Origin of the sequence: Oceanithermus desulfurans (assembly GCF_014201675.1) — a bacterium.
In the GTDB taxonomy this organism is placed as follows: domain Bacteria; phylum Deinococcota; class Deinococci; order Deinococcales; family Marinithermaceae; genus Oceanithermus; species Oceanithermus desulfurans.
This window is the reverse complement of record NZ_JACHEZ010000001.1, coordinates 287,078-304,826: the sequence shown is the minus strand read 5'-3', so window position 1 is coordinate 304,826 and position 17,749 is coordinate 287,078. Positions and strand designations below refer to the sequence as shown.

Here is a 17,749-nt window from a genome sequence, read left to right as displayed (position 1 = left end):
GCGCCTCCGCTAGGGCACCGCGGCCACGGCCACGCGCTTGGCCCCGGCGCGGCGGATGACGTCCATCACCTGGACCACCCGGCCGTGGGGGGTCTTGCGGTCGGCGCGCAAGATCACCGTACCCACCGGATCCTGGGCCAGCTCGGCGCGCAACGAGGCCAGCAGCGCGGCGTCGTCCACCGGCTCGCCCTTCCAGAAGGCCTGGCCGTCCGCCTGAACGACGACGGTGGGCGCCCCCTCGGGGCGGGCCTCGCCGCTCGTCGCCTGGGGCAGGTCGATGGGCAGCCCGGTCTCGGGGGTGATGAAGGTGCTGCTGACCATGAAGAAGATCACCAGCAGGAAGACGATGTCCACCAGCGGCGCCAGGTTGATGCTGGGCTCGCGCCTACGCCTGCGGTTCGCCATTCCTCACCTCGGCCAGGATGCCCAGGAGCTCTTCGCGGCGTTGCTCGAGCTCGCTGAGGATGTCGTCCACGCGCCCGGCCAGGTAGTGGTAGGCGATCAGCGCCGGGATGGCGACGATCAGGCCGGCGGCGGTGGTGAAGAGCGCCTCGCCGATGCCGCCGGCCAGCAGCTTGGCCGTCGTCTGCCCCTGGCTGGCGAGCACGTTGAAGGCGCGGATCATGCCGCTCACGGTGCCCAAGAGGCCCAGCAGCGGCGCCACCTGCGCGGTGACGCTGAGCACGCCGAGGCCCCGCGCCAGCCGCGACTCCTCCTCGAGCAGCGCCGCTTTGAGCGCGGCGTCCACCGCGGTGACCCCGAAGGGCACCCGCGCCAGGCCCGCGAGCATGAAGCGCCCGAGCGTGCCGCCGTGGGCGCGCGCGGCCTCGAGCGCCACCTCCACCTGTCCGCGCCGCACCGATGCGTCGACCTCGCGCATCAACCGTTCGCCGCCGATCTTCTCGCGACGAAGCGCCAGGTAACGCTCGAAGAAGACGTAGGCGGCGTAGAGGGTAAGCAGGAGCAGGAAGACGAGGATCCAACCCCCTTGCTGAAGCTGCAACATAATGCAATCCTACCGCCGCGCCATGAGAAGTGCTTTACCCGGCCCCGCGCGGTAGGATGGGGGACGTGAGCAAGGTTCTCGACCCCGCGCTCGAGCCCATCGCCGCCAAGGTCTACGCCGGCGAGCGCCTGAGCTTCGACGAAGGGCTGGCGCTGTACCGGACCCGCGACCTGAACACCCTGATGCGGCTCGCCGACCACGTCCGCCGCCAGAAGCACGGCGACCGCACCTACTTCGTGCACTCGTTGCGCTTCTCGCAGACCAACATCTGCTACGTGGGCTGCCCCTTCTGCGCCTTCGCCAAGCGCTTCGGCGAGGAGGGCGCCTGGGACTGGAGCGTGGAGGAGTCGGTGGCCTGGGTGCGCGAGCGCTACGAACCCGGCCTGACCGAGATCCACATCGCCAGCGGCCACCACCCCAAGAAACCCTTCGGTTACTACCTCGAACTCGTGGCCGCGCTCAAGGCGAACTTCCCGGGCGTCCAGGTCAAGGCCTGGACCGCGGCGGAGATCCACCACTTCAGCAAGATCGCGAAGGCCGACTACCGCACCGTCCTGAGTGAGCTCGTGGCCGCCGGCCTCGACGCGATGCCGGGGGGCGGAGCCGAGATCTTCGCCGAGCGGGTGCGCCGCCAGATCGCCCGGAACAAGGTGAACGCCGAGGGCTGGCTCGAGGTGCACCGCACCGCCCACGCGCTGGGCCTGCCCACCAACGCCACGATGCTCTACGGCCACATCGAGACCCTGGAAGAGCGCCTCGACCACATGGACCGGCTGCGCCGGCTGCAGGACGAAACCGGAGGTTTCATGAGCTTCATCCCGCTGGCCTTCCAGCCGCTGGGGAACAGCCTGGCCCAGAACCTGGGCAAGACCGAGTTCACCACCGGCCTCGACGACCTCAAGAACCTCGCCATCGCCCGCGTCTACCTGGACAACTTCCCCCACATCAAAGGGTACTGGGCCACGCTCACCGTCCCGCTGGCGCAGGTCTCGCTCGACTGGGGCGTCTCCGACATCGACGGCACCCTGATCGCCGAGTCCATCGTCAACGCCGCTGGCGCCACCTCGGGCCGCGCCATGACCAAGGAAGAGCTCGCCCGCATCGTCCGCCGCGCCGGCCGCCTGCCGGTCGAACGCGACGCGGTCTACAACGTCGTCCGGGTCTACGACGCCGTCGCCTGACGCCATGCCCTACCGCATCGGTCTCCCCCACTACGCGAACACCGCGCCCCTGGTCCACTTCCTCGAGGCCCCGCGGGGCGTCGAGCTGCGCTTCGGCGTCCCCACCGAACTCAACCGCTGGCTGGCCGAGGGCGAGGTCGACCTCTCGCTGGTCTCCAGCCAGTTCTACCTGGAGGCCCGCGGCGCCCTGCGGGCGCTGCCCGACTTCTCGGTGGCCGTCCTGGGCGCGGTCTACTCGGTCAACCTCTTCCACAAACGCCCCTGGGACGAGCTGCGCCGCATCGCCATCACCTCGGAGTCGGCCACCAGCGTGCGGCTGCTCGCCCACCTGCTGGAGCGCAGCGGCGTCCCGGCCGAGCTCGAGCCCGCCCCCGTCGGCCTCGAAGGCCTGGAGAGCTACGACGGGGTGCTGCTCATCGGCGACCGCGCCCTCACCGCCTACGCGGGCCTCCTGGAGCACACGCCCGCCTCGGTGCACGACCTTCCCCGCCGCCCCGGCGGCCACTACGTCACGGACCTGGCGATGCAGTGGTTCCGGGCCACGCGCCTGCCCTTCGTCTTCGCCCTCTGGGCCACGCGTGCGGGCGAGCAGCCCCCGCCCGAGGTGGTGGCCCTGCTGCGCCGCGCCCGGCGCGAGGGCCTGGGGCGCCTGGGCGAGGTGGCCGCAGCCGAGTCCGCGCGGCTGGGGATCCCCGCGCCGCTGTTGCAGCACTACCTCTGGAACTTCCGCTACCACCTGGAACCGCCGGACCGGCTCGGCCTCGCGACCTTCGCCGAAGCGGTGGGGCTCCTCGGCCCCGAAGAGTACTGGTCGGTATGACGAAAACCCCCGCCGCGGCGGGGGTTCTTGCTGCGACCGGTCCGGGCTACTTGACGACGCGGGGGACGAGCTCGACGACCCGCTCCTTGCCGTCCCGCACCAGCTTCAGCTTCACCTTCTCGCCGGGCTTGAGGCCGTAGAGGACGGCGCGCAGGTCGGTGATGTCGTAGATGGGGCGGCCGTTCGCCTCGACGATCACGTCGCCGCCGACCCCGAGCTCGAGCGTCTTGCCGTTGGGCAGCTGCAAGTAGATGTAGTCCTTGGCGCCCTTAAGGCCCGCCTCGGCCGCCGGGCTGTTCTTGTCGACGCTCTGCACGACGAGGCCGTGGTCGGGCAGATCGTAGCGCTGGCGCACCTGCTCGGGGTAGTACTGCACCGGCATCACCGTGACGCCCAGACGCGGGTTGTTCTTGACGATCTCCTCGGCGGTCACCTTCTTGCCCGCGCGCATCTCCGGCAGGTACTTCTTGGCCAGGTTGATGGGGATCGCGAAGCCGATGCCCGCGAACTGGGGCACGCCGTTGGGGTTGATGATCGCGGCGTTGATGCCAATCACCTCGCCGCGCGAGTCGAGCAGCGGCCCGCCGGAGTTGCCGGGGTTGATCGCGGCGTCGGTCTGGATGAGGCGCGGGATCAGCGAGCTCTCCGCGCCCGGGTTGGTGCGGATCGCGGAGATGATGCCCTCGGTGACGGTGAACTCGAGCCCGAAGGGGTTACCGATCGCGATCGCCTTCTGCCCCACCTTGAGCCGGTCCGAGTCGCCCAGCGGGATGGGGTGCAGCATGCCCTTGTCGGGCACGTCGACCTTGAGCAGCGCCAGGTCCAGCGGCGGGGCCGAACCCACCAGCTTGGCCGGGTAGGCCTTGGGGTCCTCGTGGAACTTCACGGTGATCTCGTCCGCACCCTCGACCACGTGGTAGTTCGTGAGGATGTACCCCTCCTTGTCGAGCACGAAGCCCGAACCCGTTCCCTGACGCGGCGGCTGCACGTAAGGGGCGAAGAAGGGCGCGAAGTCCTCGAAGCCCGGCGGCAGGTTCGGGCGCACCACCTTGGGCGCCGTCGCCACCGAGACGAAGACCACGCCGTCGCCGTAGGTTTCGACGATTCCGATCGTGTTGCGTTCGTTCTGCAGGTAGGCCTCGGGCTGGTTAAAAGGTTGGGCCTCCCCGGTGGCGCGGGCGCCGGGGAGGTTCCAGGTCAACGCGACGGCGGCCACCAAGACGATGCCCGCGAAACCGATCAGCGACTTTCTCATCGACATCTTACATGCACCTCCGCATCTAATCTTAGTCTCCTCGTATTAAGTACAAGTGAGGAGGCGGCGGGGCATCGGCGCGCATGTATCCTGGGGTCGTGAGGGTATTCGCGATCAACCCCGGTTCGACGAGCACCAAACTGGCCCTCCTGGAGGTCGACGCGGACGGAGCGCGGCTGCTGCGGGAAGAGATCGCGCGCCACGCGCCGGCCCCCAGCCTGGCGGCCGACCTCGAGCGCCGGCGCGGGCAGGTCCTTTCCCTGGCGGAAGCCTGGGCCCCCTTCGACGCCCTCGCCGCGCGCGGGGGGCTGCTGGGCCCGCTGCCCGCCGGCGTCTACGTCGTCGACGAGGTCATGGTGCGCGCCTGCCTGGAGGCCGTGCACGGCGCCCACCCCGCCAACCTGGCCGCCCCGCTGGCGCTCGAGCTGGCCCGGCGCTACGGGGTGCCCGCCTTCGTGGTGGACCCGCCCACCGTCGACGAACTGGAGGAAGTAAACCGCATCAGCGGCGCCCCCGGCGTCCCCCGGCGCAGCCGGGTGCACGCCCTCAACCTGCGCTACACCGCGCGCAAGGTGGCCGACGAGCTGGGGACGCGGTTCGAGGAGGTCCCGCTGGTGGGGGCCCACCTGGGGGGCGGCACCTCGGTGGTGCGCTTCGCCCGCGGACGCATGGTCGACACCAACGACGCCCTCCTGGGCGAGGGGCCTTTCAGCCCCAACCGCGCGGGCACCGTCCCCGTCTACGGGGTCATCGAAAAGACCGCCCGCGACGGGCGGCAGGCGGCGCGCAACTTCTTCGGGCGCGCCTCGGGCTTCAAAGGGCTCCTGGGCACCGACGACCTGCGGCGGGTGGAGGCACGGCTCGACGAGCCCCAGGTACGTTTGACCACGGACGCCTACGCGCTCCAGGTGGCAAAATACATGTTGGGCCTGGCGGCGGGCGAACGTCCGCAAGCCTTCTTCCTCACCGGGGCCGGGGCGCGCTTCGGCTACGTCGTGCGGCAGATCGAAGCGCGTCTGAGCTGGGCCGCGCCGGTGCACGTGCACCCGGGCGAGTTCGAAATGCAGGCTTTGGCCACGGGGGCGTGGCGCGCGCTCACCGGCCAGGAAAATCCCAAGCGGATGGACGAGGTACGCCATGGAAGCGCTGGACTTTAAAGAAATTCAACCCCTGCGGGACATGACGAGCCTGCTCGAGCTCGCCCGCCTGATCGCCCAGGTGGGCGGCCCCAAGAAGGTGGCCGTCGCCGCCGCCGAGGAAGCCCACGTCGTCGAGGCCGTCAACGAGGCGCGCATCGAAGGGCTGGTGCACCCCATCCTCTTCGGCAACCCCGAGCGCATCCGCCGCATCGCCGGCGAGCTGGGCATCCGCACCCAGAACCTCGAGATCCGCCACGCCAAGAACCCGCCCGAGGCCGCGGAGCTGGCCACCCAGGCCGTTTCCAGCGGCGAGGCAGACATCCTCATGAAGGGAATGGTGCAGTCGTCCGACTTCCTGCGCGCCGCGCTCAACCGCGAATGGGGCCTGCGCACCGGGCGGCTGCTCTCGCACGTCCTCATCTACGAGGCCAAGGGCTACGACCGCCTCTTCTTCATGTCCGACGGGGCGATGAACATCAATCCCGACCTCAAGGCCAAGATCCAGATCGTCGAGAACGCGGTCACGCTGGCCCACGTACTGGGCGTGAACCCGCCCAAGGTGGCGCTGCTGGCCGCGGTGGAGGTGGTCAACCCCGAGATGGACACCGCCGTCGAGGACGCCATCATCGCCAAGATGGCCGACCGCGGCCAGATCAAGGGCGCGGTCATCGACGGCCCCCTGGCGCTCGACAACGCCGTCAGCGAGGAGGCGGCCCGCATCAAGGGCATCAAGAGCCCGGTGGCCGGCAAGGCCGACATCCTGATCGTCGACAACATCGACGTGGGCAACGTCTTCTACAAGAGCCTGATCTACTTCGCCCGGGTGCGCGGGGCCGGGCTGATCATGGGAGCGCGCGCGCCAATGGTGCTCACCAGCCGCGCGGACCCCGAAGAGGTGAAGTTCCTCTCGCTGGCCACCGCGGTCATCGCCGCGGAGCGCCTGCCCTACGTTCATGAGGCGGTTTAACCCGGCGATCCTGGCCCGGCTCGGGGTGCTGCTGGCGCTCGCCGCGGCCGGATCCCTGCTGCCGCCGGCGCCCGGAGCGGAGCTGGTCTATCGGAACTGCACGGAGTGCCACGCGCTCACCACGGTGCTGGCGGCCCGCGGCCTCGACCGGCCGGGGTGGTCGGCCGTCCTCGAGCGCATGGAGGGTTACGGCCTCGCGCTTTCCCACGAGGAGCGCGCGCGCCTGCTCGACTACCTGGCCGCCCAGCTCGGCGACCGCCCCGCGCCCACCCCCGCGACCCCGGCCGCCGCGGACGGCAAGGCGCTCTACCAGGAGCACTGCGCCGCCTGCCACCAAGACCCCGAGCGCGCGCCGCTGCTGCGGGACCGTCCGGCCTGGCGCGAGCACCCGGACTACGTCGCTCAGGTCGTCCTCTTCGGCCTTTCGGGTCCCCTATACCAGGACGGCCGCGCTTACGACGCGCCCATGGAGCCGCTGCCTTTCCTGAGCGACGCGCAGGTGGCCGCGATCGTGGAATACCTGACGCAACGACCCTTCACGGCCGAATCGGTGGCTCGCGAACGCGCCAAAGGCCTCACGCCCTCGCTGGTGCGCCTGCTGCGCCCCGCTCCCTGACCCGGCCCGCCGCACCGCCTCGCCCCGGTCGTCTGGCCGGGGCACCTTGATGCTCAAAGGTATTGGTAGTATATTTGTCCCGTACCCTTTGTGAACGGCAATCCGTCGCGCACAAAAGTTGGAGGAGGGATCTATGAAGGAGCAGCAAGCGAACGGTATCACCCGCAGGGACCTTTTCAAGCGCGCCGGTGCGGCTTCGGCGGCGCTCGGCTTCTTTCCGGTCGTCACGCGCTTCGCCCGCGCCCAGGCGGCGCCCAAGGCCAACGAGGTGGTGATCGGCAAGGACCCGCGCCTGATCGTGCACAACTCCAAGACCGGCGTGATGGAGACCCCGCTCGACATCCTGCGCGAGTACGAGGTCACCCCGAAGCAGTTCCTCTACATCCGCAACAACCAGGTGCTCGAGGGCGGCAAGACCAACGAGCCCATCCCGCTCGAGGGCTGGCCCGTGGAGATCGTGGGCATGGTGCTGCGCCCGGCGCACTTCGACGCCAGCGTCCTCAAGGACCTGCCCCAGCACGAGGTGAAGATGGTCCTCCAGTGCTCGGGCAACGGCCGCAGCTTCTTCGCCAAGTACGGCGCCAAGGCCAAGGGCACCCAGTGGGGGCACGGCGGCATGGGCCAGACCGTCTGGAAGGGGCCCAAGCTCGTTGACGTGCTCGCCCACTTCAAGGTGGAGCCCCACGAGGCGGCCCAGTTCCTCACGGTGAACGGCCGCGACCTTCCGCCCAAGACCGGGGGCCGTCCCGACTTCGAACACAGCCTTCCCTGGTCCAACGACCCGGAGACCGACTGGATCGGCCGCGACGTGATGGAAAACGCCATCCTCGCCATCGAGATGAACGGCGAGCCCATCCCCGCGGTGCACGGCGGTCCGGTGCGCCTGATCGTGCCCGGCTACTACGGCACGATGAACGTCAAGTGGGTGGGCCAGATCCGCTTCGAGGCCCGCGAAAGCTACAACTACAACCAGGTCTTCCGCTACCGCGTACCGCTCTACCCGGTCGAGCCCGGCCAGTACGACAAGAAGAAGCAGGGCTTCGAAAACTCGCGCCCCAACTGGCACCAGAAGGTCAAGGCCGTGGTCTTCGCGCCCCTCGACGGCGAGCAGGTGAAGGCCGGGACGGTCAAGTTCTGGGGCGTGGCCTGGAACGACGGCGTGCAGCCGATCGAGCAGGTCCTCGTCTCCAAGGACCAGGGCAAGACCTGGGTTTCGGCCAAGATCACCGCGCCCGACAGCCCCTACGCCTGGTACAAGTGGGAGATCTACCTGCCCATGAGCGCCGGCGAACACGAGGTCTGGGTGCGCGCCATCGACCGCTGGGGCCGCGCCCAGCCCCTCGACGGCGTGGTGGACTGGAACCCCTCGGGTTACGAGTGGAACGGCGCCGACAAGATCAAGGTGAAGGTAAGCTAGCCCCCGACACGCGCCGCCTCGCCTCCGCGGGGCGGCCTTTTCCATGTAAACTACGCGCGTACCGCCGCACCGCAACCGGTGCCGCCCTAGCGATGGAGGACGAATGAAAAAAGGGATCTTGATCGCACTCCTGCTCGCCGGCCTGGCCATGGCCGAGGAGCTCCCCAAGGGGCCCGGCGTCGATCTGGTCTACGCCAAGTGCCAGATCTGCCACGACCTCACCTACCCCCTGCAGAACGCGGGCCTCAGCGAAGCCGACTGGGAGGGCATCGTCGACGACATGATCGACTACGGCGCCCCCATCAACGAGGAGGAACGGGCCGTCATCATCAAGTACCTGGCCACCTACCTCGGCCCCAACCCGCCTCCGGCCGAGGAGGCCGCGGCGGCCGAGACCGCGGCGGTCGACGGCAAGGCCGCCTACGCCGCCAACTGTGCCGGCTGCCACCAGGCCGAAGGGCAGGGGGTGCCGGGCGCCTTCCCGCCGCTCAAGGGGAACCCGGTGCTGGTCAAGGACGCCACCTACCCGGCGCTGGTGGTGCTCTTCGGCCTGCAAGGCCCGATCGAGGTGAACGGGGCCGCCTACAACGGGGCGATGCCCCCGCTCGGCCACCTGGACGACGCCACGGTGGCGGCGCTGGTCAACTACCTGCTGCAGGAATTCAACGAGGAGCTGCTGCCCAAGGACTTCAAGCCGCTGGACGCCGCGACGGTCGCCGAGCTGCGCAAGAAGGCGCTGACGCCGAAACAGGTGCAGGCGTTCCGGCAGAAGCTGCTGAGCGGCGAGTAGCCCTGCGCCGCACGACCGCCGCCCGGCTCAGGCCGGGCGGCTCGTTTCTTGGTTCTCGAGGCCGCCCAGCGGCAGCCGGGCGAGTTCGACGAGGTCGCCCCCGTCGTCGTCGGTGACGAGCGCGACCTCGCGGACGGTGAACGACTTGCGCGGCGGGGGCGGCAGCTTCGCCGCCAGTTCCCGGGCTTCCTCGTCGCTGAGGCCCAAGGCCAGCGTCAGATGGGGGATGTAGCTGGGGCCTTCGATTTCCTGCTCGGGCTCGGCCAGGGGCTCGAGCGCGTGGTAGAGGCGCTGGAACGCTCCGCCGCCGTAGGCGCGCAGGTAGACGACGCCGCCGCCAAAGGTGCGCCAGTCACCCAGGCGTACCCGGAAGGGCTCGTGCCCGCGCAGGATGCCCTCGACGCCGCGGCGCAGGGCCTCCTGGCTCCAGCGCCACTTGAAGGGCTGGCGCAGGTTGAGGTGGGGCGGGCCGTAACCGGATACGCCGTGCGTCTTGGAGAGTTGCTGCATCCACTCGCTCAGGTCGTCGGGAGGCCACGCCAGGATGCCGTACACGTGTGCCAGTATACTCTGCCGGTCAGGGACCCCATTCCCGGGACCTTTCCGGATCCCAGGGGTAGACGATCCAGGCGTCGGTCTCCTCACCGTAGAAGTCGGGGGCCTCCTCGGGGAAGCGGCTGAACTTGGGCTTGTAGTGCAGCACGGCCACCGTGGGCACCCCGCCGGCCTGGGCCACCCGCTCCCGCACCGCCATGGCCGTCTTGCCGGAGTCCCAGACGTCGTCCACGATCAGGACGCGCTTCCCGATCAGCAGCGCGTCGCCCGGGAACTGCAGGAAGTGGGGTTCTTCGAGGGCCTGCTGCTCACCCTGGTAGAACATGACCGCCGCGGTCATGACGTTGCGCAGGTCCATGGCCTCGCTCACCAGCGCGCCGGGGATCATGCCGCCGCGGGTGACGGCGAGCACCACGTCGTAGTCTTCGGGGTTCAGCTGTGCAATCAGCTTGCCCGCGAGCCGGGTGATGTCGTTCCAATCGAGGATGACCTTGTTCATTCGCCGTTCCCCTCCTCGTTGCGGTCCAGACCGAAGGTGCGGTGGATCTCGCGGGCGGCCGCCTCCGCGTACTCGGCGGGAATGATGACCGAGATGCGCACCTCGCTGGTGGCGATCATCTCGATGTTCGCGCCCACTCGCGCGACCGCGTCAAACATGCGTGAGGGGATGCCCGGGGTCGAGGCCAGCGCCACCCCGACGATGGAGACCTTGGCGATCGCGGGGTTGTAGGTCACCTCGCCCCCCATCTCGGCGGTGAGCTCGCGCAACACCTCGAGCGCGTCCTCGGCGTAGTCCTTGGGTACGGTGAAGGCCATCTGGGTGCGGCTGGCGTCGTGCCCCGGCACGCCCTGGATGATCATGTCCACGGCGATGCCACGCTCAGCCAGCGCCTCGAAGACGCGGCTAGCGATCCCCGGGCGGTCGGGAATCCCCACCAGGCCGATCTGGGCCTGCCCCTCGTCGATGGCCACTCCGGTCACGGGACGGTCGAGCTTCATGGCTTCCTCCGATACGATGGTGCCCTTGCTGAAATTGAAGGCGCTGCGCACGTGCAGGCGCACGCCGTAGCGTTTGGCGTACCAGACCGCGCGCGGGTGCAGCACCTTGGCGCCCAGCGCGGCCATCTCGATCATGGGGTCGTAGGCGATGTGGTCGATCTTGCTGGCCTCGGGAATGCGGTGCGGGTCGGTGGTGAAAACCCCGTCGGTGTCGGTGAAGATCTCGGCCTCGTGCGCCCCCACCGCCGCGGCCAGCGCCACCGCGGTGGTGTCGGAACCCCCGCGGCCCAGGGTGTTGAGCTCGCCCTCGGGGGTCGTGCCCATGAACCCGCCGACGACGGCGACGTACCCGCTCTGCACGGCCTCCAGGATCTTCCCGGGGCGCACCTCGACGATGCGGGCGTTGGTGTAGCGGCCGTCGGTGGTGATCCCGATCTGGTGCTGCACGAAGGCGCGCGCCGGCAGGCCCAGCGCCTGGAGCTGCAGGGCGAGGAGCGCGGCCGACTGCTGCTCGCCCGTCGTGGTCAGCAGATCGAGTTCGCGCGGTTCGGGGCGGGGGTTGACCCGGCGGGCCAGGGCGATCAGCTCGTCGGTGCTGCGCCCCATGGCCGAGACGACGACGACGAGGTCGTGCCCCTTTTCACGGTAGTGCTGAATGCGTTGCGCGACCTTGTGGATCCGGTCCAGGTCGCCCACGGAGGTACCGCCGTATTTCTGGACGATGAGCGCCATACTTGAGTGTGTATCGTATCACAAGCACCGCGGTGAACGTATAATCGCCCCATGGAAACGCTGCGCATCGCACTCCTTGGGGCGGGCACGGTCGGCAGCGGGTTCGTCAAGCTGCTCGACGAACACCGCGGGCGCTTCCGGGCGCTGGGCCTCGAGCCCGCCCTGACCGGCATCCTCGTGCGCGACCCCCGCAAGCCAAGGCCCGGTTGGGTTCCGGAAGGGCTGCTGACCACCGACGTCGGGCGCGTCTTCGAGGAGGTCGACGTCGTCGTCGAGCTCATGGGCGGCACCGAGCGGGCCGGGCGGCTGGTGCTCGACGCTTTGGACCATGGACTGCCGGTGATCACCGCCAACAAGGCGCTGCTGGCGGAACGCTGGGAGGAGCTCAAACCCCACGCCATGGAAGGCCTCCTCTACTACGAGGCGAGCGTCATGGCGGGGACGCCGGTAATCGAGCCGCTCTCCGGTGTGCTCCGCGGCAACCGCACGCTCGAGCTGCACGGCATCCTGAACGGCAGCACCAACTACGTCATCGGCCGCATGGAGGACGGCCTGGGCTTCGCCGAGGCCCTGACCGAGGCGCAGGCCAAGGGCTTCGTGGAGGAGGATCCCTTCCTCGACGTCGGCGGCATCGACGCCGCCCACAAGCTCACCGTGCTCGCCCGCCTCGCCGTCGACCCCGACTTCGCCTGGGAAGACGTGCGCGCCGCCACCCGCGGCATCCAGGAGCTGACCCGTGAACAAATCTTCGAGGCCGAGGCCGAAGGCAAGCGCATCCGCCTGGTGGCCAGCCTCGTGCCCAACGGCGGCCGCTGGAAGGCCATGGTGCGCCCGGTCAAGCTGCCGACGAACCATCCCCTGGCGCAGGCGGTGCAGGCGCGCAACGCCCTCCTCTACCGCGGCGACGCCGTCGGGGAGGTCCTCATCAGCGGCGGCGGAGCCGGCAGCGCGGTGACGGCCAGCGCGGTCGTGGGCGACCTGCTGCGCATGCTCGAGGGCTACCCGGGGCATCCGCCGCTTCCCGAAGCCGTGCCGGTGCCCGACTACGAACCCGAGATCCTGGAGGAAGCCTGACGTGCGCCAACCCCTGCTCGAACGCTACCGCGACCGCCTCCCCGTGAGCCCCGACACCCCGATCGTCAGCCTGCTCGAGGGCGACACCCCGCTCGTGCCGCTGAAGGGCCCGCCCGAGGCCGCCGAACGCGGCGTGCGCCTCTTCGCCAAGTACGAGGGCCTCAACCCCACGGGCAGCTTCAAGGACCGCGGCATGACGATGGCCGTCAGCAAGGCCGCCGAGCACGGCGCCCGCGCCGTCGCCGCCGCCAGCACCGGCAACACCGCCGCCTCGGCCGCCGCCTACGCCGCGCGCGCCGGCATGAAGGCCATCGTCGTCCTGCCCGCCGGCTACGTGGCCGCCGGCAAGGTGGCCCAGAGCCTGGTGCACGGCGCGCGCATCGTCCAGGTGAGCGGCAACTTCGACGACGCCCTGCGGCTCGTCCGCGAGCTGACCGAGCGCTTCCCCGTCACCCTCGTCAACTCCGTCAACCCCTTCCGCATCCAGGGCCAGAAGACGCTCGCCTTCGAGGTGGTGGACGACCTGGGCCGCGCCCCCGACTACCACGCGCTCCCCGTCGGCAACGCCGGCAACATCACCGCCCACTGGATGGGCTACTCCGAGCTCTACGAGGACGGTGTCCTCGAAAGCCGCCCGCGCATGCTCGGTTTTCAGGCGGCCGGTGCCGCCCCCATCGTGCGCGGCGAACCGGTGGCCGAGCCCAAGACCGTGGCCACCGCCATCCGCATCGGCCACCCCGCCAGCTGGGAGGGCGCGACCCGCGCCCGCGACGAGTCGGGGGGCGCCATCGAGGCGGTGACCGACGAGGAGATCCTGCGCGCCTACCACTATCTGGCGCACGGGGAGGGGTTGTTCGTGGAACCGGCTTCGGCCGCCAGCCTGGCCGGCGTCTGGCGCTGGCTGCGCGAAGGACGGATCGAAGAGGGCGCCACCGTGGTCCTCACCCTGACCGGCCACGGGCTCAAGGACCCGGGCACCGCCGAGCGCGAGGTGCGCCTGCCCGACCCCGTCGCCCCCAGCCTGGAGGCGGTGGCGCGGGCCGCGGGGCTCTAGCTCACGCCTCCCCCACGCACGCGGGTAAACTGTGGACCATGGACAAGAGCGCGAGGAAAGAGCCCTTCCCCGGAGCCTACTACGCGGGCCTCTTCATCACCCTGGCCCTGCTGCTCCTGATGATCGTCATCGCCAGCGCCCTGCCGCCGGGACCGGGCGGCGCGTTTTTCGCCTTCGTGCTGGGGCTGACGGTGAACCCCAAGTACACGCCCTGGTTCGCCCTGGTGGGGCTGCTGGGGGCGGTGCTCGGCTTTGCGGCTAACGAGCCGATGGTCGCCTGGGGCGGAGCCGCCCTGGTGGTCTCGCAGGCCCTCGTCTACCTTTGGCACCGCAGAGGATCATGAGGTTGAGCGCCGAACGCACCACCCGGGCGATGATGATCGCCGGCGCCGTCTTCTACGTCTACTGGACCTTCGTCGAACCCAGCGGCGCGGGGCAGGCGCTGGCGGTGGGCACGCTCTTCGGCGGGGCCTCGTTCACCTACGCGCCCCGCCCCCGGCCCATCCCGTTCGTGCTGGGGTTCGCCGCGGTACTCTTCGTCGTCCACCTGCTCCGGGGGGCGCCCCTCCTCTTCGCCGAAGGCTACGCCGTCGGCGCGGGGCTGCCCTGGCTGGTCCGGCGCTTCGCACCCCGCAATGACGCCGACTAAGCTCAAGGGCCTGCTCGTCTGGGCGGCGCTGCTGCTCTCGCTCTACTGGAGCCTGGTCGAGCCCGATCCCGAGGGCCTGGCGCTGGCGCTGGGGCTGCTGCTGGGCGCGGGCAGCCTGCTCTACCGTACCGGCGTGGAGCTGGTCGTTCCGGTGGCGCTGCTGGCGCTCGCGGTGGGGGTGCTGGAAGTGCAGAACGGGCTGCTGGCGCCGTACCTGCTGGGTTTTCTGGTGGGGCTTTTCGCGCCGCTGGGTACGGCACGCTGGCTCCGCTAGCGGCCGCGCAGCAGGTTCACCGCGGCTTCGAGCTGCGCCTCTTCGCCGGCCACCACGAGGTCGGGCTCCACGCCCCGCCCCTCCCAGGTGGGCGCCCCCACGGGCGCCAGCACCCCGCTGGCCAGCATGGCCACCCCGCCGTCGGGGAAGCAGTAGGGCAGCACCACCTCGGTGTTGCCGGCCGTCGTCTCCCCCACCAACCGCGCCCGGCCGGCGCGCTTCAGCGCGCCGGCCAGCCCTTCGGCCGCCGAGTTGACGTTGCCGTTGATCAGCACCACCAGGGGCTTGTCGGTCAGCGGCCGGCCCCAGAAGGGGAGCGTGGGCTGCGGCGTCACCCCCTTGGTGCGGGTGACGATACGCCAGGGCAGGCCGCGCATGAAGACGCCGGCCACCTCGGCCATCACGTAGGCCAGACCGCCCGGATTGTCACGCAGGTCGAGGATGTAGCCGCGCACCCCCTCGGACTCGAGGCCGCGCACGGCCTCGGCCAGCCGGCCCGCGACGTCCGGCTCCACGAGCTGGGGCACGCGCAGGTAGGCGAGGCCGCCCTCGAGGCGGCGGTAGCTGAAGGGGTCCCAACCCGCCTCTTCCTTCCCGGCCGGCGCCTCGGGCGCCCCGGAGCCGGCGCCGTCGTCGGCGGGCGCGGGCTCTGCGGCGGGCACCGGGGGCCTGGGCCGCTCGACCGGGAAGGGCAGCGGCAGGCACAAAGCCCCCCGCAGCGCGGTGCGGGCCTCGTCGGGGGCAAGGACGCGGGAGTGGTCGTCCCCCAGTTCGCCGTACATGCGGTCGAGCAGGCGGTAGACCTCGTCCCAGGAAGCGGCCGCGGCCACCCGGGGGCGGTAGCGCTCACCCACGGCCCGCCAGTCGACGCCCAGGTGGTTCACGTCCCAGTAGTACTCGTCGACCAGCCGCCAGGCCTGATCGAAGCGGGTCAGGTAGTCGGGCGCCGCAGCGGCGGCCAGCCCCGACGCCAGCACGAGGGTCAGGAAGAGGCTTCGCATCATGCGCGCGCCCCGTCGCGCTCTTGGGCGCGAAACAGGTCGTGGAAGCGTTCGGTGATGACCTCGAGCCCCTTGTCGACGGCCTTGTCGAGGTTGTCGCCGGGAATCACGGGCACGCCCATCGCCCGCGCCAGGGCCTCGAGGTGGTCCTGGATCATCCGCAAGGCCCCGAAGTTGGCCAGGTACTTGTCGACCGGCCGCCGGCCCGAGGTCTCGCGCTCGCGCAGGCGGAAGCGGTCGCGGTGGAGCTTTTCGTCGCGCACCACGACGAGCATGGGGATCTGCACCACCTCCGACTGCAGCGGGTGGCTGAGGAAGCCCGGAACCACGTGCACCCCCTCGATGACCACCGAGGTGCGCTCGCGGGCGTTGCGCTCCTGAATGGCGCGGATGCCCACGCTCACCCGGGCCACCTGGTCGCGGAAGCCCTGGAGGACCACCTCGTCGCCGGGCTCGCCCTCGAGCCCCAGCACCTCGGCGAGTGCCTTCCAGGCGTCGAACGAAGAAGTGTGCAGGGTGGGCACCAGGTCGCGGGTCGTGGTGGCGCGCAGGATCTCGCGCACCGAGTCGCTGGAGGTCATGCGGGTGATGCCCAGCCGGTAGGCCAGCGAGGCGGCGAGCGTGCTCTTGCCCACGCCGCTGACGCCGCCGATGAGGATGTGCATGGGGCGCTCGAGCCTCCGCACCGCGCGCAGCACCCGGTAGCGCTCGGCCACCTCGTCGCCGATGCGGCGCTCCAGCAGCCGCACCACCCGCTCGCGCAGCTCGTCGCGGCCCACCACCCGGTGCCCGTCGCGGATCAGCTCGCGCTCCACCTCGCGCGCCAGGCGGTAGGCGCGGTCGGGGGTGAGCCCCGCGGCCATCAGCGACTGGGAGAGAATTCCCTTGGAAAAGGGCACCCGTGGCTCCCCGCCGGGCTCGACCACGAAGATGCCGCCGCCGTACTCGAGCCGCTTCTGGTAGCGCTTGCGGGCGTCCTTGCCGTACTGCTCCTTGATGATCTGCGCGACGAAGTCCTCGAGCTCGTCGGCCTCGATGCGCCCCTTCCCCGCCTGGCGCAGGCGCTGCTCCACCTGCTTGGCCAGGGCGTGGGCCTCACGCAGCGAAAAGCCGGCCTCCTCGAGGCTGCGCACCAGCAGCCCTTTCGAGAAAGGCCGCTCGCCGTGCTCGTCCTCGACGAGGATTTCTTCGAAGCTCTGGGTCTGCCGCGCCACCCGCGCGGCGGCCTCGGGGCCGAGGCGCTCGGCGACGGCCGCGGTCATGCGCCGCTTCAGCTCCTCACTGGCGACCTGCGTCGCCCCGCTCGCGCGCAGCTCGCGCTCGATCGCGTGGGCGATCTCGTCGGCCACCCCGAGGTCGACGCCCGCGCTGACGAGCGACTCGATGACCAGCCCCTTGGAAAAGGGCCAGCGCATTCCGCGCGAGGTGGTCACGTAGATCTCCGGCATCGCTGCATTATAGCCCGTGCGCATTAAAGGTTTGTGCGCTGGCAGACGCGCATTCGTTGACAGCCCCTAGCGCGCGTGCTAGCATGAACCCTGCTACGGGGCGCCGTAGCCAAGTGGTAAGGCAGAGGTCTGCAAAACCTCCATTCGCCGGTTCGAATCCGGCCGGCGCCTCCACTACGCGGGCGCGTAGCTCAGGTGGCTAGAGCGCTACCTTGACACGGTAGAGGTCGGAGGTTCAAGTCCTCTCGCGCCCACCAGAACACCCCCGGCCGCGGCCGGGGGTTCGCCTTGCTAATGGGGCGGATGGGCGATCAGGTAGACGGCGGCGCTTTTCTCGGGAAACAGGAAGTACTCGACGAAGAGCTCGCGCGCTTCGGCCCGCCACTGTTCGAGCACGAAGCGGTCCTCCCCCGAAAGGGGCTGCGTTTCGCGGCCGGTGCGGACGTAGCCCGCCTTTTCCAGCGCCAGGGCCAGCGCCTTCTCCAGGACGAACGGATCGCCGTGGGCCAGGAAGCAGGCGCTCTTCCAACCCTTCGCCTCCAGCGGTTCCCAGAAGCCGCGCGGCACCGGACAGGCCTCCATCGCGAGCGCCTGGGCCCCGTCGGGAAGGGTGAGGGCCGGGTCGTAATCCAGCTGCGGCGCGGCGGCGAGGGCGAGGGCCAGCAGCCACGGCGCCGCAAAACTCCAGCGTTTCATGGGGCCACCATAGCAGCTCCAGCGATGGCGAATGTACCCGACTGGATTATGTTATTTACGTAATCCGTGGTAGACT

At 70.1% G+C, this 17,749-nt stretch carries 21 protein-coding genes and 2 tRNA genes; 14 read left to right on the top strand and 9 right to left on the bottom strand.

What is annotated here, in order from left to right:
* Window positions 1-9: 9 nt before the first annotated feature.
* Window positions 10-405, bottom strand: coding sequence for an ExbD/TolR family protein (locus tag HNQ05_RS01665; RefSeq protein ID WP_013457931.1), 396 nt, complete (start codon window positions 403-405; stop codon window positions 10-12).
* Window positions 386-1,006 carry a MotA/TolQ/ExbB proton channel family protein gene (locus HNQ05_RS01660; protein ID WP_147145422.1) on the bottom strand — a complete coding sequence of 207 codons (621 nt, stop codon included), beginning with the start codon at window positions 1,004-1,006 and terminating at the stop codon, window positions 386-388. Before HNQ05_RS01660 ends, HNQ05_RS01665 begins: the two co-directional genes overlap by 20 nt.
* 56 nt (window positions 1,007-1,062) lie before the next feature.
* On the opposite strand from HNQ05_RS01660, the gene mqnE reads away from it, so the two are divergent.
* Window positions 1,063-2,187, top strand: a complete 1,125-nt coding sequence (gene mqnE, locus HNQ05_RS01655; protein ID WP_221266616.1) for an aminofutalosine synthase MqnE — start codon at window positions 1,063-1,065, stop codon at window positions 2,185-2,187.
* A 4-nt stretch (window positions 2,188-2,191) separates the two neighbouring features.
* Window positions 2,192-3,007 (top strand): menaquinone biosynthetic enzyme MqnA/MqnD family protein, encoded by an 816-nt coding sequence (locus HNQ05_RS01650; RefSeq protein ID WP_147145417.1) that lies wholly within the window; start codon window positions 2,192-2,194, stop codon window positions 3,005-3,007.
* Window positions 3,008-3,053: 46 nt separating this feature from the next.
* Here the strand turns inward: HNQ05_RS01650 and HNQ05_RS01645 are convergent, their stop codons facing one another.
* Window positions 3,054-4,268: a S1C family serine protease gene (locus HNQ05_RS01645; protein ID WP_147145414.1), complete on the bottom strand. Its 1,215-nt coding sequence runs from the start codon at window positions 4,266-4,268 to the stop codon at window positions 3,054-3,056.
* 92 nt (window positions 4,269-4,360) lie between these two features.
* Here HNQ05_RS01645 and HNQ05_RS01640 point away from each other — a divergent pair, with 92 nt between their 5' ends.
* From HNQ05_RS01640 to HNQ05_RS01620, 5 genes are all read left to right on the top strand, one after another.
* Window positions 4,361-5,419 (top strand): butyrate kinase, encoded by a 1,059-nt coding sequence (locus tag HNQ05_RS01640; protein WP_246104073.1) that lies wholly within the window; start codon window positions 4,361-4,363, stop codon window positions 5,417-5,419.
* The gene (locus HNQ05_RS01635; protein ID WP_147145410.1) at window positions 5,400-6,368 is read left to right on the top strand and encodes a bifunctional enoyl-CoA hydratase/phosphate acetyltransferase; all 969 of its coding nucleotides are present in this window, start codon (window positions 5,400-5,402) and stop codon (window positions 6,366-6,368) included. Before HNQ05_RS01640 ends, HNQ05_RS01635 begins: the two co-directional genes overlap by 20 nt.
* A complete protein-coding gene (locus HNQ05_RS01630; RefSeq protein WP_147145408.1) occupies window positions 6,355-6,984 on the top strand; it encodes a c-type cytochrome in 630 nt (209 codons plus the stop codon). Before HNQ05_RS01635 ends, HNQ05_RS01630 begins: the two co-directional genes overlap by 14 nt.
* 133 nt (window positions 6,985-7,117) lie before the next feature.
* On the top strand, window positions 7,118-8,401 hold the full coding sequence (locus HNQ05_RS01625; protein ID WP_147145406.1) for a molybdopterin-dependent oxidoreductase: 1,284 nt from the start codon (window positions 7,118-7,120) through the stop codon (window positions 8,399-8,401).
* 103 nt (window positions 8,402-8,504) lie between these two features.
* Window positions 8,505-9,191 (top strand): c-type cytochrome, encoded by a 687-nt coding sequence (locus HNQ05_RS01620; RefSeq protein ID WP_147145404.1) that lies wholly within the window; start codon window positions 8,505-8,507, stop codon window positions 9,189-9,191.
* A 27-nt stretch (window positions 9,192-9,218) separates the two neighbouring features.
* Here the strand turns inward: HNQ05_RS01620 and HNQ05_RS01615 are convergent, their stop codons facing one another.
* The 3 genes from HNQ05_RS01615 to HNQ05_RS01605 are packed head-to-tail and all read right to left on the bottom strand — an operon-like array spanning window position 9,219 to window position 11,477.
* Window positions 9,219-9,746 (bottom strand): 2'-5' RNA ligase family protein, encoded by a 528-nt coding sequence (locus tag HNQ05_RS01615; RefSeq protein WP_147145401.1) that lies wholly within the window; start codon window positions 9,744-9,746, stop codon window positions 9,219-9,221.
* Between the two features lie 22 nt (window positions 9,747-9,768).
* Window positions 9,769-10,245 carry a phosphoribosyltransferase gene (locus tag HNQ05_RS01610; RefSeq protein WP_147145398.1) on the bottom strand — a complete coding sequence of 159 codons (477 nt, stop codon included), beginning with the start codon at window positions 10,243-10,245 and terminating at the stop codon, window positions 9,769-9,771.
* Window positions 10,242-11,477, bottom strand: coding sequence for an aspartate kinase (locus HNQ05_RS01605; protein WP_147145396.1), 1,236 nt, complete (start codon window positions 11,475-11,477; stop codon window positions 10,242-10,244). Before HNQ05_RS01605 ends, HNQ05_RS01610 begins: the two co-directional genes overlap by 4 nt.
* 51 nt (window positions 11,478-11,528) lie before the next feature.
* Between HNQ05_RS01605 and HNQ05_RS01600 the strand changes: the two genes are divergently transcribed.
* From HNQ05_RS01600 to HNQ05_RS01580, 5 genes are read left to right on the top strand one after another with little or no spacing between them, the layout of a single operon-like run.
* Window positions 11,529-12,551: a homoserine dehydrogenase gene (locus tag HNQ05_RS01600; protein WP_147145394.1), complete on the top strand. Its 1,023-nt coding sequence runs from the start codon at window positions 11,529-11,531 to the stop codon at window positions 12,549-12,551.
* Window position 12,552: 1 nt separating this feature from the next.
* The gene (gene thrC / locus HNQ05_RS01595; RefSeq protein WP_147145392.1) at window positions 12,553-13,605 is read left to right on the top strand and encodes a threonine synthase; all 1,053 of its coding nucleotides are present in this window, start codon (window positions 12,553-12,555) and stop codon (window positions 13,603-13,605) included.
* A gap of 38 nt (window positions 13,606-13,643) precedes the next feature.
* The gene (locus HNQ05_RS01590; RefSeq protein WP_147145389.1) at window positions 13,644-13,949 is read left to right on the top strand and encodes a hypothetical protein; all 306 of its coding nucleotides are present in this window, start codon (window positions 13,644-13,646) and stop codon (window positions 13,947-13,949) included.
* A 2-nt stretch (window positions 13,950-13,951) separates the two neighbouring features.
* Window positions 13,952-14,254: a hypothetical protein gene (locus tag HNQ05_RS01585; RefSeq protein WP_147145387.1), complete on the top strand. Its 303-nt coding sequence runs from the start codon at window positions 13,952-13,954 to the stop codon at window positions 14,252-14,254.
* Complete coding sequence (locus HNQ05_RS01580; RefSeq protein ID WP_147145385.1) at window positions 14,241-14,528, top strand: hypothetical protein; 288 nt, start codon at window positions 14,241-14,243, stop codon at window positions 14,526-14,528. The genes HNQ05_RS01585 and HNQ05_RS01580 overlap by 14 nt, the downstream gene beginning before the upstream one ends.
* Here HNQ05_RS01580 and HNQ05_RS01575 read toward each other — a convergent pair.
* Together HNQ05_RS01575 and HNQ05_RS01570 are read right to left on the bottom strand one after the other, a co-directional pair.
* Window positions 14,525-15,532: a S41 family peptidase gene (locus HNQ05_RS01575; RefSeq protein WP_147145383.1), complete on the bottom strand. Its 1,008-nt coding sequence runs from the start codon at window positions 15,530-15,532 to the stop codon at window positions 14,525-14,527. The genes HNQ05_RS01580 and HNQ05_RS01575 overlap by 4 nt on opposite strands.
* Entirely contained in the window at window positions 15,529-16,977 is a 1,449-nt protein-coding gene (locus HNQ05_RS01570) for an ATP cone domain-containing protein (protein WP_147145381.1), read from the bottom strand. Before HNQ05_RS01570 ends, HNQ05_RS01575 begins: the two co-directional genes overlap by 4 nt.
* A gap of 99 nt (window positions 16,978-17,076) precedes the next feature.
* Here HNQ05_RS01570 and HNQ05_RS01565 point away from each other — a divergent pair.
* Window positions 17,077-17,151: transfer RNA gene (locus HNQ05_RS01565), tRNA-Cys, on the top strand.
* Between the two features lie 6 nt (window positions 17,152-17,157).
* Window positions 17,158-17,234, top strand: a tRNA-Val gene (locus HNQ05_RS01560).
* A 34-nt stretch (window positions 17,235-17,268) separates the two neighbouring features.
* On the opposite strand, the gene HNQ05_RS01555 is transcribed toward HNQ05_RS01560, so the two are convergent.
* Window positions 17,269-17,673, bottom strand: coding sequence for a hypothetical protein (locus tag HNQ05_RS01555; protein ID WP_147145379.1), 405 nt, complete (start codon window positions 17,671-17,673; stop codon window positions 17,269-17,271).
* Between the last annotated feature and the right edge of the window lie 76 nt (window positions 17,674-17,749).